The following is a 26,275-nucleotide window of genomic DNA, read 5'->3' as shown; positions in this document are numbered from 1 at the left end:
GCTGGCGCGCAAGGCGTGCCGGCCCCTGTTTGCAGCGGCAGGGCAGATCGAGGTAGAACCCAAGTCTTCTATAAGATATAATACTGGCTTACCGCAGTACACGCAGTGCAGTTACACAACTGAACGACCAGCCCGGCTTACCCGCCGGGGCCATTCACGCAATCCAGTCCCGACAAGCCACATGGCCGAGTTATCTCAAAAAACAGGGGAACTCTCAGACGAGTTCTTCATCCTTGGTCTCACCAGCAATGGCAAGCAATTCCGACCCAGCGATTGGGCCGAGCGCCTTTGTGGAGTGATGTCCTGTTTCAATCCCGAAGGTGGCGGGCGCAATGCGCACCTCCAGTATTCGCCCTACGTGCGTCCGACCGTCGTCAATGGCGTCAAATCCGTGGTCGTCAACACCAAGCTGCGCGAGATCGAACCGATGGCGTTTCACTTCGTGCGCGAGTTCGCCAAGGATAACGACCTGCAGATCGTCGAAGCCTGCTTCCTGCCGCCCCCCGAAGAAAAGTAAGACTGCTTTCATTGATCTGCCTCAAGCCTGCGCTGGCGGGCTGGCGTAGCGTTGATACTCCGAAGCAGCGGGAGTGGCGACATGCGTATCGGCGATATCTGCACCTTGCACACCATTCATTGTCAGCGTGACACCAGCGTGCAGCAAGCGGCGCTGCTGATGCGCCAGCACCACGTGGGCGACCTGATTGTGGCCGAACAGCCCAACGGCGAACGCGTGCCCATCGGCATCCTCACCGACCGCGACATCGTCATCTCCGTCATCGCCCTGGGCCTCGACCCGGACAGCCTGCTGGTGGGCGACATCATGAGCGCCCAGCTGCTCACGGCCAGCGAAGATGAAGACGTCTACGAAATCATCGAACGCATGCGCGTCAACGGCATCCGCCGGCTGCCCGTGGTCAATAGCCTGGGCGGTCTTTCCGGCATCGTCAGCATCGACGACCTGCTGGCCTTCCTGGCCCAGGAGATGGCCGAACTGGCGCGCATCAGCAGCGGCCAGCTGGTGCTGGAAAAGCGCACGCGCAAGTAGGGATCCCTGCGCCACCTGCCGGTATTGCGCAATTCCAGTCAAATCCTCCGCATCCGGAAATGCTACAGTCGCTGCTCGTTCCATGGGAAGCGCATATGCACTATCTGGCCAAGGCACTCTGGTATATCGAATCGCATTCCGCGGACAATCTGTCGCTCGACGACATTGCCCGCGTGGGCGGCGCTTCGCCTTGCCACCTGACGCGCGCCTTCGGCCTGGCGACGGGCTACTCCGTCATGCGCTATGTGCGGGCGCGCCGGCTGAGCGAGGCGGCGCGCGCGCTGGCGCAGGGCGCGCAGGATATCCTCGCCGTCGCGCTCGCAGCAGGCTACGCTTCCCACGAAGCGTTTACGCGCGCCTTCCGCGAGCAATTCAAGGTGACGCCGGAAATGGTGCGGGCCCAGCGCCACGTCGCCAACCTGGCCCTGGTGGACGCCATCAGGTTCGATGCCGCGCCCGGTCTGCCGCTAGAGGCGCCGCGTTTCGAGCAGGGGCCCGCCCTGCTGCTGGCGGGCCTGGCCGCACCTTATCGCGCGGAAACTGTGGCCGGCATTCCCGCCCTGTGGCAGCGTTTCCTGCCCCATGCTGCGCCACGGCAGGTCGTGTATGGCGTGTGCTGCAACAATGACGACGTGGGCAACTTCGATTACCTGTGCGCGCTGGACGTGGCCGATTTTTCCCGCGTGCCCGACGACTGGACGCGGCTGCGCATCGCGGCCCGGCGCTACGCCGTCTTCCGCCACCGCGGGCATATCTCCACGATACGCGCCACCTGGCACGCGATCTGGAACAGCTGGCTGCCCCGGTCTGGCCTGCAAGCGGCCGACGCCCCCGATTTCGAACGCTACGACCAGCATTTCGACCCGGCCAGCGGCGTGGGCGGCGTGGAAATCTGGCTGCCCTTGAAAGCTTGAACATGCTCAATATCCTGTCCGCGCCCCCCTTGTTTGCCGGCAGTGGCGTGCTGCGTGCGCGCCTGGCGCAACTGGCCGCCGCGCTGGCGGCGGGCCTGCCCCTGTACTGGGTGCTGGGACCGCAGCCCGTCGGCTGGCTGGCCTGGCTGGCGCCGCTGCCCGTGCTGTGGCTGGCCTTGCGCTCGTCGCGCCGCGATGCGGCCTGGATGACCTTGCTGGCCTCGGTACTGGGCCTGTCGTCGAACTTCAGCTATTTTCGCCTGCTGATGCCCATGCCGGCCGTGCTGGCCGTGATCGCCGTCAAGGCATTGCTGTGGCTGCTGGTGGTGCTGGCCACGCGGCGCCTCGTGCTGCGCTACCGGGCAGGCTGGACGGTGCTGGCCTATCCCGTGCTGTGGGTGGCCATCGATACCGTGATGGCGGCCTTGCTTCCCGATGGGAACTGGGGCAGCCTGGCGTATTCGCAAGCCGATAATCTTGCTGTGCTGCAGGTGGCCGCGCTGGCCGGCGTGCCGGGCCTGCTGTTCTTGCTGTGCCTGGCGCCGTCCGCGCTGGCCCTGCTGCTGGCCGGTGGCCGCGCATATGCGCCGGCGGCGGGCGCCACTGGCGTGGTGCTCGTGGCCGCGTTCGCGGGCGGCGGCTGGCGCACGCACGCGGCGCCGGCGCCGGCGGGGCCGCTGGCGGGACTGGCGGTCATCGACGATTTCATCGGCCCGGCCACGCCGCCGGCGCGTGCGCAAGCCGTCTGGGACCAGTACGCGCGCCACGTGGCGCAGCTGGCCGGGCAGGGCGCCCGGCTGGTGCTGCTGCCGGAAAAGATCGCCGTGCTCGCTCCAGCGCAGGCCGATGCCGTGCGGCAGCGCTTCCAGGCGCTGGCGCGGCACGCGGGGGTGTGGATCATTCTCGGCATCGGCGTGGAGGAGGCGGCCGGGCGGCGCAACCTGGCCTGGCTGTTCGCGCCCGATGGCGCCGCGCCCACCAGCTATCAAAAACATCATTTGGCGCCGCCCGAGCGCGATTTTCTTGCCGGTAGCGCGTATGCCGTGCAGCCGGTGGCGGGGCTGGCCATGGGCCTGGCCATCTGCAAGGACATGCATTTTGCGCCGCTGGGGCAGGCGTATGGCGCGGCCGGGGCGCGCGTGATGCTGGTGCCGGCCTGGGATTTCCAGCTCGATGGCTGGATGGGCGCGCGCATGACCGTGGTGCGCGGCGTGGAAAACGGTTATGCGGTGCTGCGCGCCGCGCGTGAAGGCCGGCTGACGGTCAGCGACGCGCATGGGCGGGTGCTGGCGGAGCAGGCCAGCAGCGCCATGCCGGGCAGCACTTTGCTGGCGCCGTTGCCGGCGGCGCTGCCTGTGGCGACCTGGGCCGGTTGGCTGGGACCGCTGTTCGGCTGGCTCTGCGTGGCGCTGGCGCTGCTTTTCCTGGGCATGGGGCGTCGCGCCGTGCCCGCTGCCTGACAGGACCTCCTTCATTTTGCTGCAATGCGCAAACACACCGCCGCGCCGCGCCTTTTCATATTAATAGCGGGGCAGGCACATAATCGCCCATGATGATGACACGGCTGCCGCATATATATAGGCGCAATGCCGGAATATATATTGCACTGCAATAAGTGGTTTTCTCTGGTATTGAGAAAAGCGTGAAACTGGTATTAATTGGTACTTAATTCGGCCACGAAGTCATACATATCGCCGCGGAAGTAAGAGCGGCAAAATTCCACGGCCCGTCCATCGCGCAAAAAACCCAGCCGCTCCACCGACAGGCCCGCATCGCCTTCCTCCGCCTGCAGCAAACTGGCCTGCTCCCCCGTCAGCAACAGCGCGCTCAGGCGCTGCAATGCCCGCACGGGGCGGTTGCCCGCCTGTTCCAGCGCGTCGTACATGGAGATGTCGACGGCATCGAGTGCCGGCAGGCAGCTGGCCACGATGGTGGCGTATTCCAGGCACATCGGCACCTCGTCCGCATAGCGGATGCGGTGGAAGCGGTAGACGGGGGCGCCCGGCGACAGCCGCAGGCGCAAGGCTTCTTCCGGCGTGACAGTTCCCTCGGAGCGCTTGAGCCAGACGCTGCGCGGCGTGCGTCCGCGCGCCCGCATGTCCTCGGAAAACGAGGTCAGTTTGGCGAAGTTCTTTTCGATGCGCGTATTGATGAAATTGCCCGAACCGGGACGCCGCACCAGCAAGCCTTCGTTGACCAGGCCGTCGATGGCCTTGCGCACGGTGATGCGCGAGACGGCGAGGTCGCTGGCCAGCTGGCGTTCGGCCGGCAGCGCTTCGTCAGGGCCGAGGATGCGTTTGTCGATCGCTTCGCGCAGGGCGCGCTGCAGTTGCTGGTACAGGGGCAGGCTACTCGTCTGCCCCAGGCCTTGCATGATGTGAGCCAGGGTGGTCATACGCTTGAGGGTCTCCGTGACGGCGCGTTGCAGACGCGCTCTGTATCTGTTTTGTGTCGCTGGATAATACCAAAAAAGACCGTCATAAAACCAATTTGAATTATCAGGCCAACAATTTCTCATTTGTCTCGCCGGTATTTGGTCCTGTCATACGGGCTACAGATTGATTCAAGTGAAGTGGTCTGTGTGATTCAAACAACGTTATAAAAAAAAAGTTGCAACTGGTAGTGTTCTGGTATTGGATAGTAGTATATTGGCGTTGAATTGGTTTTGTAAGTGGTTGTACCGAAGGGTCTGCAGCATGCCGGCGCGAGCGGGTGGGCTGGAAAGAAGACCTACATTAAAAATGAAAAGGTTCCAATCCTGGGGCCTAAATCAAGGGGGAGTACATGAAACGCAATTTGACAGCTAGCTCTACAGCACGCAATTTGACGCCGATCGCCGCTGCTGTGGCTATGTTGATGGCAGGCGCGAGTTTCTCGGCGCATGCGCAGGACGCCGTGGCAGCAAAGCCGGCTGCAACGGCTGATGCTGATGACAGCCAGACCGTCGTCGTGACGGGTATTCGCGCATCGCTGCAACAATCCTTGAACCAAAAACGCAATTCCGACAGCCTGGTCGAAGTGATCACGGCGGAAGACGTGGGCAAGATGCCGGACAAAAACATCGCCGACTCCCTGCAACGCGTGCCAGGCGTCAGCGTCGCTGCCGCCGGCGGCAACGAAGGCAGCTTTGGCGAGAATGACCGCGTGGCACTGCGCGGCACACCGTTCGGCCTGACCCTGACCACTTTCAATGGCCACTCGGTCAGCAGTGGCGACTGGTTTGCCGACAATATCATCGGCGGCGGCCGCAGCGTCAGCTTCTCGCTGTTCCCATCCGAACTGATCGGCCGTGTCACCGTGCACAAGGGTTCGCAAGCAAATCTGCTGGAAGGCGGCGCGCAGGGCGTGATCGATATCGAATCGCGCAAACCGCTGGACTTCAAGAAACAAATTACGGGTCAGGTCAGCCTGGGCGCCGTGTACTCGTCCAACTCGGGCAAGAAAGATCCGCAAGTCAGCGGCATGATCAACTGGAAGAACGACACCAGCACCATGGGCGTGATGCTGCAGGGCTTCTATCAGAAGCGCAAGCTGAGCCGCGTCGGCCAGGAAAATGGCGTCTGGTATGACGCCGTTGCTGCGGATTCGGCAGTCGCTGGCGCCTTGCCTGGTTCGGCTGGCGGCCGCGTCAACTACATGGGCGGCACCGCGTGGTTCGAACAGGAACGTACGCGCAAGGGCGGCCTGATCGACGTGCAGATCAAGCCGAGCAGCGCGCTGACGCTGGACTTTAGCCTGTTCCACTCGGAACTTGATGCACCGAACATCAACCATAACTTCATCCAGACCGTCGGCCTGGAAACAGGCAGCAAGGGTGGTTATCCGGTCGGCAATATTACCGGTACCTATAAAGGCGGCATCGTGACCGGCCTGCACACCACCGTGCCTGCCAACTGCGGCGCCATCTGCGCCGGCTACTCCAGCGCCGTGCAGGAAGAGTTCAGCCGTCCCGTGGCGGAAAGCAAGTCCGACTTCTTCAACGTCGATGCCAAGTACCGCGTCAATGACCGCCTGACCTTCTCGGGCAAGGTCGGCACGACCAAGGGCGTCGGCAATACGGAAAGTGGCGCGCTGGGCGTTTGGATGCCTTGGACGGGCGGCGGCTATACCCAGAACGGCGCCAGCCATGGCGTGATCTACGATACGCCGGGCGCCGACAAGTTCTCGATCGGTGGCCGTCAGGCAACGCCTTACACCTATGGCTCGCACGTTACCGCGAACGACAAGGAAACCTATGGCCAGATCGACGGTATCCTGAAACTGGATCTGCCAGCGATCTCGTCGGTGGAATTTGGCGCCCGCGTGGCGGAACACAAGCGTGACCTGACCGCCATCGGCATCGTCGCCAAGCCATCGCTGGGTGTCACCGCCAACCTGCCGATGAACGGCCTGACTTCGTTCCCAAGCAACTTCAACGATCTGGGCGTGAATGGCGCCGGTTACTGGACGTTCTCGCAAGCGAGCGTCAACAAGTGGCTCAAGGAGAACGCCACGTACGAAGGCAACCTGCGCCAGTCCGAGTTCAACATCAAGGAGCCGACCCAGTCGGTGTACGCGATGGCGAACTTCAGCACCGAAGGCTTGTCGGGTAACTTCGGCGTGCGCTACGTGCACACCAAGGAAGACGTCAACCGCTACGAGCTGAACCCGGCCGCCCAGTACGAAATCAAGAACTACACCAACACGTACAATGATTTCCTGCCTAGCGCCAACTTCCGCCTGGACGTGACGAAGGACATCATCGGCCGTTTCGGCATCAGCCGCACCATGGCCCGTCCTGAACTGGGCATGATGGCTGGGCTGGATCTGCGCGACAACCAGCTGGACGGCAACGCCGGCAATCCTAACCTGCGTCCTATCCGTTCGAACAACGCCGACGTGGGCGTGGAATGGTACTTCGCGCCGAAGTCGATGGTTTCGGCTGGCATTTTCTACTCCTCGCTGGATGGTTATGTGACCTACGGCAAGGGCGTGACGACGTTCTACAACCAGTTGCAGAACAAGTTCACGCAGTATGAAGTGGGCACGCCAACCAACACCACGGCGGAAGTCAAGGGTCTGGAGCTGGCCTACGTGCAAGCATTGCCGGCAGGCTTCGGTGTGAATGCCAACTACACCTATACCGATGGCAAGGAAACGGGCAACGTCAAGGGTTCGCCATGCGGCGATAGCGGCGAGTGCACCATGATCGGCACCTCGAAGAGCGCGTACAACCTGGGCGCCTTCTTTGAGAACGCCAAGTTCAGCGCACGCCTGACGTATAGCTACCGTTCGGAATTCCTGAACGGCACCTCGCGCCGCAGCGCCGCCTACCAGGCTGGCATCGGCAGCCTGTCGGCATCGATCGCCTACCAGCTGACGGAAAACCTGGCCATCACCCTGGACGGCAAGGACCTGAACAATCCGCTGTCGCGTTCGATCATCAAGACCGCCGGTGCGGACGACATGCCAGGCGCGTTCTACAAGAATGGCCGTCAGATCTACCTGGCACTGCAAGGCAAGATGTAAGACGTTTGACTCAGTTGATGCCTCCCGGCGGACACCCGGGATGGCATGACACATGGCGGAGCGCTGTTGGCTCCGCCATTTTTTTATCCGTATTTCCACCGTATCGTGCGCTTCGTCGCCGTTCATGGTTCCTGCCGGCAGCGGGTGCATCATCCTTACTAACGTCAGGCCGGACTGTCCAGGGCAGCCGGATTTCAGGAGATAACATGCAACGATCATTGAGTACCGTCCTTACGCCCATCGCCTGGGCGTGCGCCACGCTCGTGCTGAGCCTGCCGGTGCAGGCGCAGCCCGTGGCCGCGGAAAAACCCGCCGAACCCATGGCCGAAGTGGTCGTCACCGGCATCCGCGCCTCGCTGGAGCAGTCGCTGAGCCAGAAGCGCAACAGCGATTCCGTGATCGACGTCGTCAGCGCCGAAGACATCGGCAAGCTGCCCGACAAGAACGTGGCCGACGCCGTGCAGCGCGTGCCGGGCGTAAATATCTCCTCGTCGGCTGGCGGCGAGGGCGGCTTTTCCGAAAACGACCGCGTCAGCATCCGTGGCACCAGCCCCAGCCTGACGCAAACCCTGATCAACGGCCACGCCGTCGGCACGGGCGACTGGTTCGTCACCGACCAGGTGGGCACCGTGGGACGCAGCGTCAGCTTCGCCCTGCTGCCGTCGGAAATCGTCAGCCGGGTCACGGTGCAAAAGAGCGCCCAGGCCGACCTGGTGGAGGGCGGCGTGGCAGGCTCCATCAATATCGAGACGCGCAAGCCGCTCAGTTTCAAGCAGCCGTTCACGGCCGAACTGGCCGTGCAAGCCATCTACGCGGACTTGCCGGGCAAGACGGACCCGCAAATGAATGCCCTGTTCAACTGGAAGAACGAGGCGAAGACCATGGGCGTGCTGTTCCAGGTGTTTTCCGAGAAGCGCCACGAGCGCCGCGACGGCCAGGAATTCTTCGGCTACGGTGCCATCGACGCCAATAGCCCGGCCGCGCAACAGCATCCGGAACTGGCCGGCGTGCTGGCGCCGCTGGGCATCAACTCGGCCCTGTTCGAACAGGTGCGCAAGCGCCAGGGCGGCAGCGTCGACCTGCAATTCAAGCCGACGTCTGATTTGATGCTCGACGTCAACGGCTTCTATTCCAAGCTGGACGCAGCCAATTACAACCGCAGCTTTTATAACCAGCCCGGCGCCAACCTGAACGCCGTCGACAATGACGGCAAGCATGTGGGCGTCATTCCGGCCACGTTCACCGTCAAGAACAATACCCTGGTGGCGGCCGATTTTCCCGCGTCGCAATTTCCTGCAGCCAATGCCACCACGCCCTACAACGGCCAGCTGTATCCGGCCCTGGTCGACCAGATCTACCGCCCCGGCTCGAACTCGTCGACGGCCTACATCGACGTCAACGGCAGCTACCGCGCCAGCGAGCGCCTGCGCATCACGGGCAGCCTGGGCTACACGCGCGGCATCGGCGAAACACCCGTCGACCTCGGCTATGAGGCGGGCTTGACGAGCGTGGGCGTGTCGTACCAGCTGAACGGCCTGTCGCCGGCCAGGCTGAATTTCCCTGGCCTCGACATCTCCAAATTTACCAACGTGGTGACGGCGTCGGCCTGGGGTTCCCACGTGGAAACCCTGGACACGGAAAAATACGGCCAGGCCGATGGCGAGTTGAGCATGGATTATGGCGTGCTGGAATCGCTGAAGTTCGGCGCCCGCTATGCGGAACACCACCGTAATGTGGCGTGGCCGGAAAACCGCAGCTGCGCCGTATGCGACGGCACGACGAACGCGCCCTTGCCGAAGTGGAATGGCGGCACGTATCCCGGCGACTATGGCAAGGGACTGGGCGGCAACGCGCAAGGCCGCTACTGGCAGCTCGATCCGGCCGACCTGGTGGCGTGGGCGAACAAGTACGACAATTCGGGCGGCCCGAACTCGCGCAACTGGCCGGCCGAGCTGGACGTGAAGGAAAAGGATAGCGCCGCGTATATCATGGCCAACCTGGCTGGCAACAAGTGGCGCGGCAATGTGGGCGTGCGCGTGGTGCGCACGCAGCAGACGACGGTGACGAACGTGCCGGGCGGCGAGAACCCGATCGGCCAGGAAAACATCTTTGGCACCTATACCCCCACCATCGTCAAGCACAGCTACACGGACGTGTTACCGAGCGCAAACATCAAGTTTGACTTGAGCAAGGACCTGGTGGCCCGCGCGGCGGTGGCGAAAACCATGGCGCGCGCCGACTACAGCGCGCTGGTGGGCGCCGTCAACCTGAACGACCAGCTGCTGACGGGCACGGGCGGCAATCCGGACTTGAAACCGATCCGCTCGACCAACTACGATGCCACGCTGGAGTGGTATTTCGCGCCGAAGGCCATGCTGTCGGTGGGCGCCTTTTATATGGACATGGCATCGTACGTGACGTTCGGCACGGCGCCCGTGACCTACTACAATAATACCTTCAAGAAATTCAACACCTATGTGATCCAGTCGCCGACGAATATCGGCGCCAGCAACAAGGGTGTGGAACTCAGCTATCAGCAGGGCTTGTGGGGCGGCTTCGGCGTGGTGGGCAACTACACCTATACGGATGGCAAGGCGGATGATGGCGCCGCCGTGGTGGGCAGCTCGCGCGGCACTTATAACCTGGAAGGCTATTACGAAGATGAACGCCTGAGCGCACGCCTGGCCTATACCTACCGCTCCAGTTTCCTGGCCGGCCTGTTCAGCAGCTCGCCCCAGTATGTGCATGGCGTGGGCAACCTGGCCGCGTCGCTCAACTACAAGATCAACGAGCGTTACTCGCTGACCTTCGACGTGCTGAACCTGAACAACCCGGTGCTCAAGTATTACGGCGCCAACCAGGACCAGCCGACGGCGCTGTATGCGAATGGCCGCCAGTATTACTTTGGCTTGCGCGCCAAGCTGTAAGACCCGTGGCGCAAGCTTGCTCCGGCGCTTGCCTGCCGGGGCGGTGTCCTGCCTGACCGGCGCCGTGCGCGCCGGTTTATTTGTTTCTTTTTTTGTAGCGAGATTCACATCATGAAATTACACGCCCTGTTTGTTGCCTGCGCGCTGCCCTTGGCTGCGCTTGCCGCTGCCGCCGCGCCGGCCCCCGCGCCGGAAGTGGTGGCCTATTATCCCGGCTGGAAATCGGCCGACTTCCCTGTCACCGAGACCAATATTCGCGCGGGCAACGTCAGCCTGATCCAGTATGCGTTTGCCGATATCTGCTGGGATGGCGAACATGGCAATCCCGCGCCCGATGGCGGCGGCGTGAGTGCCTGCCTGGATGCGCAGGGCCAGCCGTCGCGGCCCGCGAATGGCAGCATCGTCTTGCCGGCACCCCGGGCCGATGCGGAAAACTTGCGCAAGCTCATCGCACTCAAGCGGCAGCATCCCCGCTTGCGCGTCCTGCTGTCGGTGGGCGGCTGGATCTGGTCGAACCGCTTTTCGGACGTGGCCGCCACGCCAGCCGCGCGCCAGGCCTTTATCGCCTCGGCGCTGGAACTGGTGCGCCGGCACGGCCTCGACGGCGTCGATATCGACTGGGAACATCCTGCCACGGGCGGCATCCCCTGCATCGAGGGCAAGGTCTGCCACCGCAGCGACGACAAGGAAAACTACGTGCGGCTGGCCGCCGAATTGCGCAGCGCCTTCGAGCACGCAGGCAAACAGGCCGCAGGTCGCCATTACCTGATCACCATCGCCGCGGGCGCCCACGCCAGCCTGACCGACGACAGCGATGCAGCGCCGGGCTGGATGGCGCGCCTGGCGGCGCAACTGGACTGGATCAATCTGATGACCTATGACTACCGTGGCGTATGGGATGCCGAGAATGGCCAATTGGCCCCCCTGTATGCCGACCAGCACGATCCGCAGGGCGGGAAACATCTGCATGCGGACGCCACCGTGACGCGCTTCCTGCGCGCCGGCGTGCCGGCGGACAAGCTGGTGCTGGGTGTGCCCTTTTATGGCTATGGCTGGAAACAGTGCGCCGCCGGCCCGCGCGGCGATGGCCTGTACCAGGCATGCCAGGGCGCGGCCAGCGGCAATGACGGTTCGCCCACCTTTACGTATCGCCACCTGGTCGAGCAGGGCTACCTGGTGGACGGCCAGGGCGCGCGCGGTTTCCAGCGCTACTGGAATAGCGCGTCGCAAGTGCCGTATCTGTATAACCGCGACAGTGGCGTCTTCATCAGTTATGAGGATGCGCAATCGGTGGCGGGTAAAGTGCGCTATATCCGCGACAAGGGCCTGCGTGGCGGCATGTTCTGGGAATTGAGCGGCGATGCGCAGCATGTGCTGGGCACGGCACTGGCGCCTGTCCTGTCGCAGGGCAAGCCATGAGCCAGCGCTATCTTGCCCTCGACGTCTTGCGCGGCCTGACCGTGGCCCTGATGATCGTCGTCAATACGCCGGGTGATTGGGGGGCCGTGTATGCGCCGTTTTTGCATGCCGAATGGCATGGCTTTACCTTGACCGATCTGGTGTTTCCCAGCTTTTTGTTTGTCGTCGGCAATGCCATGGCGTTTGCGCTGGGGAAGTATGAGCATCTGGGCCATGGCGCCGTGCTGGCCAAACTGTGCAAGCGCAGCGCGCTGATCTTTTTACTCGGCTTCCTGTTGTACTGGTTCCCCTTCTTCAAGCTCGATGACGCAGGCCAGTTCGCCTGGTCGCCGTGGTCGCTCACGCGCATTCCCGGCGTGCTGCAGCGCATTGCCCTGTGCTACCTGGCCGCCGCGCTGATCCTGCATTACGGGAAGACGCGCGGCGCGCTGGCCTTCAGTGCCGTTGCCCTGCTGGGCTACTGGGCCATCCTGTCCCTGTGGGGCGACTACAGCCTGCACGGCAATGCGCCCGCCAAGCTGGACTTGCTGCTGCTGGGCGACAGCCACCTGTACCATGGCGAAGGCATCGCCTTCGATCCGGAAGGCATCCTTGGCACCTTGCCGGCCATCGTCAACGTCATCGCCGGCTATCTGGCGGGCAGCCTGCTGCGCCAGACAGCGCCGGCGCAACTGCGTGCCCGCCTGGTTCAGCTGGCCGTGGCCGGCGCCCTCTGCGTGGCCGTGGCCCTGTGCTGGAACGAAGTTTTTCCGATCAACAAGAAGCTGTGGACCAGCTCCTATGTGATGCTGGGCATCGGCCTGGACTTGCTGCTGCTGGCTACGCTGATGTTCATCATCGACGTGCGTCACATGACGGGCTGGACTTACTTCTTTGAAGTCTTCGGCAAGAATACCCTGTTTATCTACCTGGTATCGGAAGTGCTGGTGATCATTGCGTTTACCGTGCGCACCGGCGGCGGCAATCTGTACCAGTGGCTGTACACGCAGTGGTTTACCGGCTGGGCGCCAGCGCGGGTGGGCTCGCTGCTGTTTGCCGTCAGCTTCATGCTGCTGTGCTGGCTGATCGCGTATGCCATGGACAAGCGCAAGCTCTATATCAAGGTCTAGAATTTCAACTTCAGGCCATGCCGCGTGGCCAGTGCCGTGAACAGCAGCATCAGGGCGGTGACGGCGGCGGCGTTCCACAGGCCGGCCGCGCCGCCCGTTTCCCAATACGGCCACCAGAAGCGCGGCAGGTGCAGCACGGCCGCCAGTTGCTGCCACAGGTCGGGCACGATGTAGGCGAACAGGGCATTGGTGCCGGCCGGCAGCAGCAGCACCGCCCAGGCGCGCCAGCGCCAGACATCGATGACGACATAAAACACCAGGAACAGGGCCAGGATGATGGCGCTGCACACGAGGGTGTAGGACTCCGTCGCCGCGATCTTGTTGATGTGGTGATACGGCCGCAGCAGCATGCCGGCGACAAACAATCCCAGCGCGAACCACGCCATGAAACGTATCCTGTGGCTCGGCGTGAAGGTGGTGCCGCGCAGGAACAGCTGGCCCACCAGGGTGCCGGCCAGCACGTTGGCCGACGTCGAGCCCAGCACTTGCGGCACATTGACGATGGCGTTGATGCCTGCCGGCAGGAAGTCCAGGCTACCCGCCGTGCCCCCCATGTACAGCACGATCAGCAGGGCCAGCACGCCCATCAGCGCGGTGCTGCTGCCGTGGCAGGCCAGGTACAGCAGGCTGCACAGCAGATAGGCCCAGCCGATCATGCCCAGGATGCCCCACCAGGACGGTTGCAGCCAGGTGCTGGAAAATTCGCTGTCGAGCGTGCCGCGGAAGGTCGCCAGCAAAAAGAGCATCAGGATGGCGCCCGCCGCCAGTTCAAACCTGCCCGCGCCCTGTCGCCACAGCAGGATCATGGCCACGTAAAACAGCAGGAAATACATGGCCTGCGGCAGCAGCGCCGCTTGCGCATCGTAGCGGTAGGCGTTGGCCAGCACCACGCCAGCGAGCATCAGGCTGGCGGAGCGCCACAGCAGCCGCGCCAGCAAGGCCGGCGTGACCTGGCCGCAATGGCGCTGCATGGACAGCGGGATCGCCATGCCGACCATGAACAGGAAGCCGGGAAAGACCAGGTCCGGCACGGTGATGCCATCGGCGCGGGGCCCCGCATGTTCAAGCCACCAGGCAATGCCGGGCATGCCGGCCAGGTAGTTGACCCAGATCATGGCGATGATCACGCAGCCGCGGAAGGCGTCCAGGCTGATCAGGCGTTCGGTGGTGGTGGCGGTGGTGGCTGGCGGCATGGATGGCAGGAGAACGTCGAAAAAAAAGCGGCCCCGGCGTTGACCGGGAACCGCTCTTGCAGGAAAGACCTAGGCAAGGATTACTGTGCCGCTGCTGCCGGCGCCGCCGCTGCCGTGGCTGGACGGTTCAGCCACAGGATCCAGTAGCGTGCCAGGTCGCTCACGCCATCGTTGCCCTTGACGGTTTCCAGGACCTTGATGGCTTCGTCTTTCTTGCCGGCCATGGCGTAGGAGTAGCCCAGGCGCAGCTTGGCATCTTCAGGACGCTTCAGGCCGCCCTTGGCGATGCCTTTCTGGATCAAGTCGATACCTTTGTCGAACTGGTCCATGGTCACATAGGCGTAGCCCAGGTTGATCAAGCCCGTGCCATCCTTGCTCTTCATGGCGGAGGCTTCGCCAGCGGCGATGTTTTTCACGTCATCGGCGGCAGCCTTGTTGGCCTGGTCGCGCAATTTCTTGTGCTTGGCGGCGTTCGCACCCGTGCCCAGCAAGCCCTTGGCATAGCCGGCGTCGAGGACTTTTTTCGCCTCCGTCGGGAAGGCATTGACCAGGGCGATTTCCGCCATGTCGCTGTAGTCCTGCGGCTGCATGCTGCCGACTGCCAGGAATTGCAGGCGCAGCACGTCCAGCGCGAAGCGGTCGGAGTAGCCGGCCTTGCCTTGCAAACGGCCCAGCAAGTCAGTCCAGTAGTCGTCCGACGGGTAGTAGCGCACCAGGTTTTCCATGGCGATCAGGTAGGTGGCCGGATCCTTGCTTTTCGAGCCGGTGTTGGCCAGCAATTGCAATTCTTCGATGGTCGGCGTCTTGCCGGCTTGCTGCTTGGCCGTCAGGTCGGCCATCAGTTCCTGCTTGGCGCGGGCGAAATCATTGCTGAAGTAATAGGCGCGGATGATGTACGGGCGCACGCTGGCCACGTCGCCAGTTTCTGTCTGATAACGGGTGAACCACTTGATGGCGTTCGGGTAATCCTTGGCGTTGTAATGGTAGTTGGCCAGTGCCTGGATGAAATCACCTTGCGATTTTTTGTCCAGCTTGCCCGATTCGATCACCGCTTCCAGTGCCGTCATGGCCATAGGCGCATTGTTGGTGGTGGAGGCCAGCGCCACGCGCAGGCGGTTGATGACGAACAGTTCGTAGGGTGTCAGGGCCGGAGTCGCGGCCGCCTGGTCGATGCGGCTTTGCACGTCGGCATAGTTTTTCGCATCCATCGATGCCTTCACGGCAGCCGGGTCGAGCAGCTTGAAGATTTCAGGGCGCACCGTGTCGGCCGGGGCAGCGGCAGGCGCACCGGCAGCCGGAGCTGCCGGTTTGGAATCCTGGGCATGCGACAGGGCAGGCAGGGCGTTCAGGCCGATGGCGGCCAGGAGCAGGCTAAGACGTGCAAGACGGAATTGGGACATGGGTTATCCTTCAATCAATAACAAAAATACGCCCCGACACTGCTTGCCGCAACAGGGTGCGGCGGTCTTGCCGGGGGGCAGGGAATCTGAAAAAACACGTATTTTGCCATCCACACCGCACAAGTCAAAGGGCGGCAGCATGGTAAACAAGGGCTATTGTCACATAAACGGCTGGGCTGGAGCGCCAAACGTGCGCGGCAGCGCATTGCCCGCCGCATCGAACAGCAGGCAATGCGCGGGCGGCAAGTGCAGGCGCATGGCGTCGCCCGCCTGGCGCAAGCCGTCGCCGGCCGGCAGCTTGACGGCCAGCGTCTCGGCCAGCATCCCGTCCGCGCCAGGCATGCTGGCGTAGACGATGGCCACGTCGCCCAGATATTCGACATGGCTGACGGCCGCGTCGACCACGTTGTTCCCCGCCCGGGCGGCGTCGTGCAGGCTGACATGTTCGGCGCGCACGCCCAGGGTCAGCTTGTCGCCCGGCGCCACCGTTTCGCCATTGGCCACGGCGTCGATGACGGTGCCGCCGGGCAGGCGCACGGCCACCGAGCCTGGGCCGCTGGCGACGGCCTCGCAGGCGATGAAGTTCATCTTCGGCGCGCCCAGGAAGCCGGCCACGAACAGGTTGCCGGGATGGTTATACAGTTCGTGCGGACTGCCCACCTGTTCGATGCGCCCGCCGTTAAACACCACGATGCGCTCGCCCAAGGTCATCGCCTCGACCTGGTCGTGCGTGACGTAGATCATGGTGGTCTTGAGTTCCTGGTGCAGGCGCGAGATTTCCACGCGCATCTGCACGCGCAGCGAGGCGTCCAGGTTCGACAGCGGTTCGTCGAACAGGAAGACCTGCGGCTTGCGCACGATGGCGCGGCCGATGGCCACGCGCTGGCGCTGGCCGCCCGACAGGTCCTTTGGTTTGCGCTTGAGCAAAGGCGTGATCTGCAGGATCTCGGCCGCGCGTTCGACGGCGGCGCGCACCTCGGCCTTCTTGTGTCCCGCCAGCGTGAGGGCGAAGGCCATGTTCTCGAACACCGTCATGTGCGGATACAGGGCGTAGCTCTGGAAGACCATGGCCAGGCCCCGCTCTGCCGGGGCGATGTCGTTGGCCAGCCGGCCGCCGATGTGCAGCTCGCCGTCCGTGATGTCTTCCAGGCCGGCGATCATGCGCAGCAGGGTCGATTTGCCGCAGCCGGACGGCCCGACGAAGACGACGAATTCGCCATCGCGGATATCCAGGTCGATGCCGTGGATGACCGGGTGCTTGTCGTCGTACAGCTTGACGATATTCTTTAAAACGATATGGGCCATGTCGTGTTTCTATCCTAGCTGGCGCTGGCTGGCGCTTGTGGCGACGCGGCCTCGGCTTGCGCCTTGGTCTGGTCAGGTTGGTCGGCATCCTCCTTCGGCCCGACGCGGATGAAGCGCGACAGGATCAGCACGGGGATGGCCGACACCAGCACCCACAGGAAGAAATTCTTGTAGCCGAGCGCCGTCTGGATGTCGCCGCTGATCATCTTGAACAGCACGAAGCCCAGCTGCATCACGCCCGTGGCGAAGGCATAGTGGGCCGTCTGGTATTTGCCCACCGAGACCACCTGCATCATGAACAGGATCAGGCCGACGAAACCGAAGCCATAGCCGAACATTTCCACGCTCAGGGCGGCCGTGATCAGGGCCAGGTCGGTCGGCATGCTGTGGCTCAGGTAATAAAACACCAGGTTCGGCAAGTTCATGGCCAGGATCAGGAAGAACATGGCGCGCTTCAGGCCCAGCCAGGAAGTGAAGTAGCCGCCGCCGATGCTGCCCAGCAGGAACGCGACGGTGCCGGCCGTGCCGTACACGGCGCCCACTTCCGTCGTCGACAGGCCCAGGCCGCCCAGCTCGCGCGCTTCGCGCAGGAACAGCGGGCCGATGGTCTGCACTTGCGCCTCGCCGGCGCGGAACAGGATGATGAAGGCGATCATGCCCCAGATGCCCGGTTTTTTCAGGAAGTCGACCAGCACGTCCCACAGGGTGCGGCTGATGCCGGCCACGCTCTTGTCGGCCACGGCCGCGTTGCGCACCTGCGGCAGCGCCCACAGGTGATACGCGGCCAGCGACAGCATCATGGCGCCGATGATCAGGAAGATTACCGACCAGGCGGGCTGGATGCCGATTTTTTTCTCCAGGTAGCCGGCCAGGATCACCAGGCCGCCGAGCGAGATGAACTTGCCGGCATTGAAGAAGGCGCCCTGCCAGCCCGCGTAGGCCGCCTGCTGCTTGTCGGACAGGCTGGCGATGTACAGGCCGTCGCAGACGATGTCGTGCGTCGACGATGCCAGCGCGGCGACAAACAGCACGGCGATGCAGGCGGCGAACCACAGCGGCGTTTGCAGCGCCAGCGCGATCAGGCCCAGGCTCAGGCCACCGAGGAACTGGAACAGCACCACCATGGTCTTCTTGCTCGATGCCAGTTCCAGGAAGGGACTCCACAGCGACTTGAAGACCCAGGCGAAGCCGATCAGCCCCGTCCAGCGGGCGATCTGGTCGTTCGGCACGCCCATGCTCTTGAACATCAGGCCGGCCACCAGGGCCACGGCATAAAATGGCAGGCCCTGGGCGAAGTACAGCGTGGGCACCCAGGTGATGGGGCTGCGGGCGCTCTTGCTGTTATTGCTGCTCTTGTCGTTCATGAACACTTCCTCGGGTGATGGCGCCATCCAGCGATGGCGAAGGTACGGCTGTTATGCATGCGCTTGTTCGTTTCATGGCTGTCGCGCCAGCGCGGCCCTGCAGCGACGCCAGCCTTCGGCCAGGATGATGCGGTCGGCCGCCTCCTGCACGTAATGCTGCGTGTGGTTCTCCGCCCTGGCCGGATAGCGTCGCGCCTGCGTGGCCAGGCGCGCCAGGCGCGTGCCCGCGGCCTCCAACGGCAGGCGGCCCGCGGCCAGCGCGCCAGCCACGGCGTCGAGCGCGGCGACAGCGGCGCGATGCTCGAGCACCATGGCCATGTCGCTGCCGGCCGTCACGCTGCCCAGCGCGATCTCGCCCGTCATGTGGCGTTCGCGCACGGCGCCCGTATCGAGGCCATCGCTGAGGATCACGCCATCGAACTGCCACTGCCCGCGCACCAGGTCCTGCAGCACGCGCGGCGACAGGCTGGCGGGCAGCTCGGCATCGAGGGCCGGATACAGCACGTGCGCGCTCATCATCGACGCCGCCTGCGCGGTGGCCTGGCGGAACGGCACGAAATCATATTCTTCCAGCTGCGACCGGCTCTTGGCCACCGTCGGCAGGCTGGCTGCCGGCGCTGCGGCGCTGGGCATGTGCAGCCTGGCGCAGCAGGCCACGCCTTCGGACTGGCTGCCGGCGATCCAGGCCATGGCCATCGCCGTCGCATGCGTGGGATCGCCGCCAAACGCATGTTCGGCGCCCGGCATGGCCGCTGTGGCGCCGGCGGGGGCCAGGTTCAGCAGTGGCGCCAGGTGCCAGTTGATGCCCAGCGAGCGCAATGCGCGCGCCACGCAGGCGCCCGTGCCATAGGCCAGACTGGCGTCGCCCTCGGCGCACAGCGCCGCGGCGGTCGGCGGCACGGGCAGCCAGGCCGGGTAGGTGGCGTTCGCGCCGGCCGTGTCGATGGCGATCAGCGCCTGCGGGCCCAGCTCGCGCTGCAGCGCGCAGGTCAGGCGCAGCAGCTGTGCCTTGTCGGCGATGTTGTCGGCGCGCAGGCAGACGGCGCGGATGCCGCTCTGCCGCAGCCATTGCGCCGTGGCCGTATCGAGTTCGGTGCCTGGGACCGCCGTCATCAGCAGCTGCCCGGCCAGCAGGCGCAGGTCGGTGGCGATGGCGGCGCTCATTTGACGGCGCCGTCCATGCCGCGCATGAAGAAGCGCTGGGTGAACAGGAAGGCGAGCAGGGTCGGCACGATGGTGATCAGGGTGCCGGCGGCGATCACGCGCGTGCTGCTGCCGAAGGTGCCGCGCAAATACAGCACGCCCACCGACAGGGGGAATTCATCGGGCTTGCTCATGACGATGGACGGCCAGATGTATTCATTCCACGATTCGACGGCCGTCAGGATGCCGACGGTGGCCAGCCATGGCGTGATCAACGGCAGCATGATGCGGCTGAAGATGACCCACTCGGACGCGCCATCGACCCTGGCCGCGTCGATCAGGTCCTGCGGCACTTCCTCGAACGCCTGCTTGAGCAGCAAAATGGCCACGGCCGTCACCACGTTGGGCAGGATCACGCCCGTGTAGGTGTCGACCAGGCTCATTTGGGTGATGGTGATGAAGTTGACGAGGAAGTTGACCTCCGACGGCAGCACCAGGGTGGCGAGGATCAGGCCGAACACCAGCTTGCGGCCGCGGAACTTCAGGCGCGCCAGCGGATACGCGGCCAGTGAGCACAGCAGCAGTTTCCAGAACACGGTGAACACGGCGATCAGCACGGAGTTCTTGAAGAACGACCAGATGGGAATCGCATTGAACACTTCGATGAAGTTCTCGAAGGACGGCGCCTTCGGCCAGAAGGTGGGCGGGAAGGCGAAGATATTGCCTTGCGTGGAAATGGCCGTCACCAGGGTCCACCAGAACGGGAAGACGCAGACGACGGCGATCGCGCACAGCACGGCATAGTGGCCCAGTATCTGCAGGCGCGTTTTCAGGGGGCGGGAACGGGTTGTCATGGTCATTGCCCTGTCAGCGGTGCTTGGGTTTCAGATAGCGCAGGCACAGCAGGGCGATGCCGATGCAGAACAGCGAGACGACGAAGCTGGCGGCCAGCGCGCGCGGCAGTTTCAAGTGTTTCAAGCCCTGGTCGTAGGCGTAGTACAGCGCCGTGAAGGTCGAGTTCATGGGGCCGCCCTGGGTCAGCACGTCGACTTCCTGGTAAGCCTTCAGGGCCGCCAGCACGGACAGGATGGAGCACAGCATGATGGTCGGGCGCAGCATCGGCACGGTGATTTTCCAGAAGCGTTGCCAGCGGCTGGCGCCATCGAGCATGGCCGCTTCCTGCATGTCCGAGGGGATGGACTGCAGCGCCGCCAGGTACATCACCATGTACCAGCCCAGGCCGCGCCACAGGGTGACGAACATCACGGCGAACAGGGCCAGGCTGTCGTTCGACAGCCAGCCCACGGGCGCGTTCACCAGCTTTAAGGTCAGCATCACGTAGTTCAGCGCACCCTGTTCATGGAACATGAAGCCCCACATGATGCCGACCACGGAGACCGTCGTCACCACCGGCACGTAGAAGGCGGCGCGGAACAGGCGGATGCCGGGCAGGCGGTTGTTCACCAGCACGGCGAGGGTGATGGCGCCCACCTGCACGAAAGGCACCATCAGCAAAAACATCAGCGAGTTTTTCAGGCCCGAGACGAACATCTCGTTATGGAAGATGTAGCGGAAGTTATCCAGGCCGACGAAGCGCGTCTCGCGTATCAGGCTGTAGTCGGTGAAGGCCAGCACGGAGCCATAGCCGACGGGCCAGAAGGAAAAGGCGGCCAGCAGCAGCAGGGCCGGGGCCAGGAACAGCCAGGCTTGCAGGGTGTGGCGGTGGGCGAGTTTCATGGTGTCCTTGATGGCCTTAATGGCGCGGCAGGGTGGCCAGCTTCTTGTTCCAGATGGCGACCGCCTGGTCCAGCGCCTGCTGCACATCCTGCTTGCCCGTCACGCCCGCCTCGACGGCTTTTACCAGCGAGCGGCGCAACTCGTCGTAGTCGTCGATGCCGGCCACGTACAGGGTGCGCGAGTGGCCCATCGACAGGGCGCCGGCGGCCACCGCCTTTTCGGCCGCGCCCGCGTTCTTCGGCGTGGACAGGAAGAACGGATCGGCGGCCGCCTTGACGGTGGTGGGGAAGACGCTGGCCTGGCGCGCGAAGTCCAGCTGGTTGGCATCGTTGGTCAGGAAGCGGGCGAATTTGCCGACTGACGGCAGCAGGCGCGCCGGCACGCCTTTCGGAATGGCGAAGTGCACCAGCCAGCCGCCATCGGCGATGCCGGTGGGCCCCAGCGGCGCGGGCGCCACGTCGGTGATGGCGTAAATGTCCTTGGCGTCGCCGCGGATGCGCTGCATGGCCGTGGGCGGCGCCAGCAGCATGCCCAGGCGGCCGCCCTTGTAGGCGTCGATGACGGCCGGGAAGTTATCTTCGGCGAACAGGCTTTCCTTCAGCAGGCCGCCCACCTTATAGGTGTCGGCCAGCTTTTGCACCAGCGCCACGTGCTGCGGCGAATTGAAGACGGCGCGGTTATCCGTGATGACGGCCAGGCCCTGCTGCATGAACAGGCCGTCGATCTTCGACAGGGCAGGGGCGATGCCGGCCTTGCCCGTCTGCCTGGCGATCTGCCGCGCGAACGCCAGCTGTTCATCGAGGCTGGCGGGCCCGCGCGTGAGTCCCGCCTGCTTGAAGATGTCGGTATTGAAGGCGATCACGGCGACATTGCTGTACATGGGGAAGCCGTAAGTGCCACCCTTGAAGCGCAGGTCTTCCAGGGCGCTGGGAATATAGCTGGCGCGCGCCGGCGCGATCAGGCCATCGACGGGCGTGAGCAAGCCGTCGCGCGCATATTCGTCGGCCCACGGCACGTTCAGGCTGACCAGCGCGGGCGGCGTGCGGGCCACGATGCGCGTGACCAGCTTGGTCTGGATGACATCCCACGGGAAGTCGATCCATTCGATCTTGACGCCGGGATTCTGCGCCTCATAGCGCGCCACCACGGCATTGAAATACGGCGTGAACTTGGGCTTCATGCTGAAGGTCCAGAATTCGATTTTCTCGACAGCCCATGCCTGTGGCGCGAGCAGGCTCGCGCAGGCAAATGCTGCCAACAGTCTCTTGATCATTATTATTATCCTGGCGACTGACCCCGCAAGTGCCGGGGTCGGACCCTCAGGATCCGACCCCCGTCTCTGCCTTTGGGGGGGCGTAAGTGACTACTTGTTGCTTAGTTTGTTTTTGTTACCTTGCTCAAGTGACGCGGCGCGTCCGGGTCCATGCCGCGCGCGGCCGACAGTTTCGCCGCCATCACGTAGAAGGACTGGATGGCGACGATCGGATCGAGATCCGGCGTGGCCGATACGGGCAGGGTCAGGTCGCGCTCGGCCACGTCGGCGGGCGCCGCCAGCAGGACCTTGGCGCCACGGCCGCGCATTTCGCTGGCCAGTTGCAGCAGGCCGGCCTGGGTCGGGCCGCGCGTGGCGAAAATCAGCAGCGGATAGCCGTCTTCGATCAGCGCCATCGGGCCGTGCTTGATTTCGGCGCCGCTGAAGGCCTCCGCCTGCAGGGCCGAGGTTTCCTTGAATTTCAGGGCCGATTCCAGCGCCACGGGGAAGCTGATGCCGCGGCCGACGACCATGATGTTGCGGGCCGGGGCCAGCACGTCGATGGCGGGCGACCAGTCGACGCGGGTCGCTTCGAGCAGCGCTTCGGGCAGCGCTTCCAGGCCTGCCTGCAGTTCAGGGTCGTTCTGCCACTGGGCCACCATGCGCGCGCCGGCGACCAGGCTGGTGATGAAGCTCTTGGTGGCGGCGACGCTCTGCTCCTTGCCGGCGCGCAGGGGCATGGCCCACTCGGCGGCGTGCGCCAGCGGCGAATCGATGTCGTTGACGAGGGCCACGGTGGTGGCGCCGCCGTCGCGGAAGTAGCGGATCGGTTCGACCACGTCGGGGCTTTGGCCCGATTGCGAGATCGAGATGGCCAGCGTATCGCGCGTCACCAGCGGCGACTTGTTCAGCGTGACCAGCGACATCGGCAAGGATGCCACGACGCGGCCCAGGCGCGCCATGATCAGGTAGGCGACGTAGTTGCAGGCATGGTCCGAGCTGCCGCGCGCGATGGTCAGCGCGGTCGAGAACGACGTGCTCCTCAATTTGCGGCCCAGTTCCGCGTAGCGTTCCGTGTCGCTGGCCAGTTGCAGGGCGACGCATTCGGCGGCGGAAATGGCTTCTTTAAGCATCATTGAGGTCACAGATTTCTCCTTCTATATACACAGCTTTGAGTTTGAGATCACGATCGAGTACCACCAGATCGGCGTAAGTACCGGGGGCCAGCCGGCCACGTTCTTCCAGGCCCAGGTAATCGGCGGCGTTGGTCGACACGCGCTTGGACGCGTCGGCCAGGTCCAGTCCCAGTCCCACCAGGTTGCGCAGCGCCTGGTCCAGGGTGAGGGTGCTGCCCGCCAGGGTGCCGTCTGGCAGGCGCACGCCGCCCATGCATTTCTGCACGGCGTGGCGGCCCAGCATGTATTCGCCGTCCGGCATGCCGGTGGCGGCGGTCGAATCGGTGACGCAGTACAGGCGCGGGATGGCGCGCAGGGCCACCTTGATGGCGCCCGGATGCACGTGCAGCAGGTCGGGGATCAGTTCCGCGTATTCGGCGTGCGCCAGGGCGGCGCCGACCATGCCCGGCTCGCGGTGATGCAGGCCGCTCATGGCGTTGAACAGGTGCGTGAAACCCATGGCGCCGTGTTCCAGCGCGGCCACGCCGTCTTCATAGGAGCCCAGCGTGTGGCCGATCTGCACGCGCACGCCGGCGTCGGCCAGGGCGCGCACCAGGTCCAGGTGGCCCGCGATTTCCGGCGCCACGGTGATGACGCGCAGCTTGGCCAGGGTTTGCAGGCGCTCGATTTCGGCCAGGGTGGCGGCGCGCGCGTAGTTCGGCTGCGCCCCGAGCTTGCCGGAGTTGATGTACGGGCCTTCCAGGTGGGCGCCCAGCACGCGCGCCGTGTTCGGGCGGCGGTCCTTGGCGGCGGCGCCGATGGCCGTCAGGGCCATGTCGATGTCTTCCGGCGGCGCCGTCATGGTGGTGGCCAGCAGGCTGGTGGTGCCATGGCGCGCATGGATGGCCGCGATGGCGTACACGGCTTCGCCGCCTTCCATGATGTCCTTGCCTGCGCCGCCATGCACGTGCAGGTCGATGAAGCCGGGCAGGATGTAGTCGTCGCTGTTGCCGGACGGGTGGAGGGAATCGCCCTCGATGCTGTCGACGCGCTCGCCGAAGGCGATGGCGCCGTGGATCCAGCCGCCGGGGGTAAGGATATTGCCTTTGATTGTGCTGCTCATCTGCGCGACTCCGCTACGAATTCATAATAATCACTGCGGCAATACGAGTGGGTCAGTTCCACCGCCGCGCCGTTATCGAGATAACTGACACGGGTGATGTGCAGCATGGCTTCACCCGTCTTGATGTTGGCCAGCTTGGCCTGCTCCGCCGTGGCGTTGACGGCGCGGATATGCTGCAGCGCGCGCATCGGGATGGTGCCGCGCGATTCCAGGTAGCCGTACAGCGAATCGGTGACTTGCTGCGGGTCCGGCATGTACAGCGCGGGAATGGTGGTGGTCTCGATCGCCATCACCACTTCGTCGGCCGTGCGCAGGCGGCGCAGGCGCGCCACCGGCATGTGCGGCGACAGGCCCAGCGACAGCAGTTCCAGCGGCGCCGCCGCGCCGATGTCGCGCTGCAGCCAGCGCGAGCCGGCCGTGAAGCCGCGCTGGCGCAATTCTTCCGAAAAACTGGTCAGGCGCGACAGCGGCTGTTCCAGCTTCGGCGTGATGTAGGTGCCCGAGCCGCGCTTGCGCGTCAGCATGCCCCGGTCGCACAGCATGTCGATGGCCTTGCGCGCCGTGACGCGCGAAATTTCCAGGATGTCCGACAGCACGCGCTCGGAAGGCAGGGCCTGGTTGGCGCGCCAGTCGCCGCTGGCGATGCCGTCCGACAGCATGTTCGCCAGCTGCATGTAGAGCGGCGTGTCGCTGGCGGGGTTGGGTTTGAAGGCAGACAGTTTGGCCAGCATGTCAGTGCTCCCGCAAGTGCTTGCGTATCAGGCGCAGGCCGCCTGCCGCCGAGTCGCCCTGTGCCGGCACGACCAGTTTCAACAGTTCCGCCGGCAGGTAGGCCGACAAGGGCGCCGCCAGGCCGCCGCACAGGGCCACGGGCAAGCTGCCGGCCGGGTCCAGCGCCCTGGCGATCAGCGCCACCTGCTGGCCCGCCTCGACGAGGATGGCGCGCGCCACGGCGTTGCTGGCCGCGTGTTCCAGCACCAGGCGCGCCAGCTGTGCGTACGTGGTCTGGCTGGCCGCCGCCAGCCACACCTGCATGGCGTCGCGCTGGCCGCCGCAGGCGTGGATGATGGCGGTGGCAAAGGCGCTGCCGGGCACGCGGCCGTCGACCACTTGCTGCGTATGGTTGATGGCGCGCATGCCGATCCAGGCGCCGCCCGCTTCGTCGCCCGAGGGGAAGCCCCAGCCGCCCACTTCATGCCGGCTGCCGTCCGCGTGCAGCACTTCGCCCACGCTGCCGGTGCCGATGGCCACGATGGCGCCCGCTTCGCCCGCATGCGCGCCCAGCAGGGTGGTCAGCGCATCCGATTCGAGCGCCACATGGGCGTAGCCGGGATTGTGTTCGATGAAACTGGCGGCCCACTGCTTGTTGTGCACGCCCGCCAGGCCCAGGCCGATGGCCATGCGCTGCAGGGCGGGCTGTTCCAGGTCGGCGGCGCGGAAGGCCAGGGTGACGGCATGCGCCACGGAAGTCCAGGCGCGTTCGATGCCATGCGCCAGGCCGGAAGGGCCGCTCTGGCCCTGGGCCAGTTCCTGGCCATCCGGGCGCGCCAGGCGTACACGGGTACCGCTGCCCCCGCCGTCGACGCCGATTATGTATTCGATCATGTGTTTGCAGTCCGGCTTATGGTTGATTGCGCCTGTCTCGGTTTTTTATTTGTCGGGCGGCGAAAAAGCTGAAGGCACTATATTGTTGCCTCGATGGCTTGTCAACAGGTATT

At 64.4% G+C, this 26,275-nt stretch carries 21 protein-coding genes; 8 read left to right on the top strand and 13 right to left on the bottom strand.

Going from position 1 to position 26,275, the window contains the following annotated elements; genetic code table 11:
- The first annotated feature begins 181 nt into the window (after positions 1-181).
- The 4 genes from BM193_RS08210 to BM193_RS08195 all read left to right on the top strand — a co-directional run bounded on the left by BM193_RS08210 (position 182) and on the right by BM193_RS08195 (position 3,422).
- A complete protein-coding gene (locus tag BM193_RS08210) occupies positions 182-517 on the top strand; it encodes a DUF3579 domain-containing protein (protein WP_029496213.1) in 336 nt (111 codons plus the stop codon).
- Between the two features lie 81 nt (positions 518-598).
- Entirely contained in the window at positions 599-1,048 is a 450-nt protein-coding gene (locus tag BM193_RS08205) for a CBS domain-containing protein (RefSeq protein WP_092798315.1), read from the top strand.
- Between the two features lie 95 nt (positions 1,049-1,143).
- Positions 1,144-1,962 (top strand): AraC family transcriptional regulator, encoded by an 819-nt coding sequence (locus tag BM193_RS08200; protein WP_092798316.1) that lies wholly within the window; start codon positions 1,144-1,146, stop codon positions 1,960-1,962.
- Positions 1,963-1,964: 2 nt separating this feature from the next.
- Positions 1,965-3,422, top strand: coding sequence for a carbon-nitrogen hydrolase family protein (locus BM193_RS08195; RefSeq protein WP_092798317.1), 1,458 nt, complete (start codon positions 1,965-1,967; stop codon positions 3,420-3,422).
- A 194-nt stretch (positions 3,423-3,616) separates the two neighbouring features.
- Here BM193_RS08195 and BM193_RS08190 read toward each other — a convergent pair whose 3' ends face one another.
- On the bottom strand, positions 3,617-4,357 hold the full coding sequence (locus BM193_RS08190) for a GntR family transcriptional regulator (RefSeq protein WP_092798318.1): 741 nt from the start codon (positions 4,355-4,357) through the stop codon (positions 3,617-3,619).
- Positions 4,358-4,746: 389 nt separating this feature from the next.
- On the opposite strand from BM193_RS08190, the gene BM193_RS08185 reads away from it, so the two are divergent.
- The 4 genes from BM193_RS08185 to BM193_RS08170 all read left to right on the top strand — a co-directional run bounded on the left by BM193_RS08185 (position 4,747) and on the right by BM193_RS08170 (position 12,925).
- On the top strand, positions 4,747-7,470 hold the full coding sequence (locus BM193_RS08185; protein ID WP_092798319.1) for a TonB-dependent receptor: 2,724 nt from the start codon (positions 4,747-4,749) through the stop codon (positions 7,468-7,470).
- Positions 7,471-7,676: 206 nt separating this feature from the next.
- Positions 7,677-10,397 carry a TonB-dependent receptor gene (locus BM193_RS08180; RefSeq protein ID WP_092798320.1) on the top strand — a complete coding sequence of 907 codons (2,721 nt, stop codon included), beginning with the start codon at positions 7,677-7,679 and terminating at the stop codon, positions 10,395-10,397.
- Positions 10,398-10,508: 111 nt separating this feature from the next.
- A complete protein-coding gene (locus BM193_RS08175; protein WP_092798321.1) occupies positions 10,509-11,816 on the top strand; it encodes a glycoside hydrolase family 18 protein in 1,308 nt (435 codons plus the stop codon).
- A complete protein-coding gene (locus BM193_RS08170) occupies positions 11,813-12,925 on the top strand; it encodes an acyltransferase family protein (RefSeq protein WP_092798322.1) in 1,113 nt (370 codons plus the stop codon). The genes BM193_RS08175 and BM193_RS08170 overlap by 4 nt, the downstream gene beginning before the upstream one ends.
- Here the strand turns inward: BM193_RS08170 and BM193_RS08165 are convergent.
- The 12 genes from BM193_RS08165 to BM193_RS08110 form a co-directional block, all read right to left on the bottom strand.
- Positions 12,922-14,118 (bottom strand): DUF5009 domain-containing protein, encoded by a 1,197-nt coding sequence (locus tag BM193_RS08165; protein ID WP_092798323.1) that lies wholly within the window; start codon positions 14,116-14,118, stop codon positions 12,922-12,924. The genes BM193_RS08170 and BM193_RS08165 overlap by 4 nt on opposite strands.
- 80 nt (positions 14,119-14,198) lie before the next feature.
- The gene (locus BM193_RS08160) at positions 14,199-15,518 is read right to left on the bottom strand and encodes a tetratricopeptide repeat protein (protein WP_092798324.1); all 1,320 of its coding nucleotides are present in this window, start codon (positions 15,516-15,518) and stop codon (positions 14,199-14,201) included.
- A gap of 159 nt (positions 15,519-15,677) precedes the next feature.
- Positions 15,678-16,823, bottom strand: a complete 1,146-nt coding sequence (locus BM193_RS08155; protein WP_092798325.1) for an ABC transporter ATP-binding protein — start codon at positions 16,821-16,823, stop codon at positions 15,678-15,680.
- Between the two features lie 14 nt (positions 16,824-16,837).
- Entirely contained in the window at positions 16,838-18,187 is a 1,350-nt protein-coding gene (locus BM193_RS08150; protein WP_092798563.1) for an MFS transporter, read from the bottom strand.
- Positions 18,188-18,259: 72 nt separating this feature from the next.
- Positions 18,260-19,351: a glycoside hydrolase family 3 N-terminal domain-containing protein gene (locus BM193_RS08145; RefSeq protein WP_092798326.1), complete on the bottom strand. Its 1,092-nt coding sequence runs from the start codon at positions 19,349-19,351 to the stop codon at positions 18,260-18,262.
- Positions 19,348-20,184, bottom strand: a complete 837-nt coding sequence (locus tag BM193_RS08140) for a carbohydrate ABC transporter permease (RefSeq protein ID WP_092798564.1) — start codon at positions 20,182-20,184, stop codon at positions 19,348-19,350. Before BM193_RS08140 ends, BM193_RS08145 begins: the two co-directional genes overlap by 4 nt.
- A 13-nt stretch (positions 20,185-20,197) precedes the next feature.
- Positions 20,198-21,067 (bottom strand): carbohydrate ABC transporter permease, encoded by an 870-nt coding sequence (locus BM193_RS08135; RefSeq protein WP_092798327.1) that lies wholly within the window; start codon positions 21,065-21,067, stop codon positions 20,198-20,200.
- Positions 21,068-21,083: 16 nt separating this feature from the next.
- On the bottom strand, positions 21,084-22,340 hold the full coding sequence (locus tag BM193_RS08130) for an ABC transporter substrate-binding protein (protein WP_092798328.1): 1,257 nt from the start codon (positions 22,338-22,340) through the stop codon (positions 21,084-21,086).
- A 101-nt stretch (positions 22,341-22,441) separates the two neighbouring features.
- Positions 22,442-23,455, bottom strand: a complete 1,014-nt coding sequence (locus BM193_RS08125; RefSeq protein WP_092798329.1) for an SIS domain-containing protein — start codon at positions 23,453-23,455, stop codon at positions 22,442-22,444.
- On the bottom strand, positions 23,445-24,557 hold the full coding sequence (nagA, locus tag BM193_RS08120; RefSeq protein ID WP_092798330.1) for an N-acetylglucosamine-6-phosphate deacetylase: 1,113 nt from the start codon (positions 24,555-24,557) through the stop codon (positions 23,445-23,447). Before nagA ends, BM193_RS08125 begins: the two co-directional genes overlap by 11 nt.
- A complete protein-coding gene (locus BM193_RS08115) occupies positions 24,554-25,288 on the bottom strand; it encodes a GntR family transcriptional regulator (RefSeq protein WP_070282815.1) in 735 nt (244 codons plus the stop codon). Before BM193_RS08115 ends, nagA begins: the two co-directional genes overlap by 4 nt.
- 1 nt (position 25,289) lies before the next feature.
- The gene (locus tag BM193_RS08110) at positions 25,290-26,162 is read right to left on the bottom strand and encodes a glucosamine kinase nucleotide-binding domain-containing protein (RefSeq protein ID WP_092798332.1); all 873 of its coding nucleotides are present in this window, start codon (positions 26,160-26,162) and stop codon (positions 25,290-25,292) included.
- Positions 26,163-26,275: the final 113 nt, after the last annotated feature.

Origin of the sequence: Janthinobacterium sp. 344 (assembly GCF_900112025.1) — a bacterium.
Lineage (GTDB): Bacteria > Pseudomonadota > Gammaproteobacteria > Burkholderiales > Burkholderiaceae_D > Janthinobacterium.
Note: the sequence above shows the minus strand (reverse complement) of the source record. Positions and strands in the feature narration are given on the sequence as shown.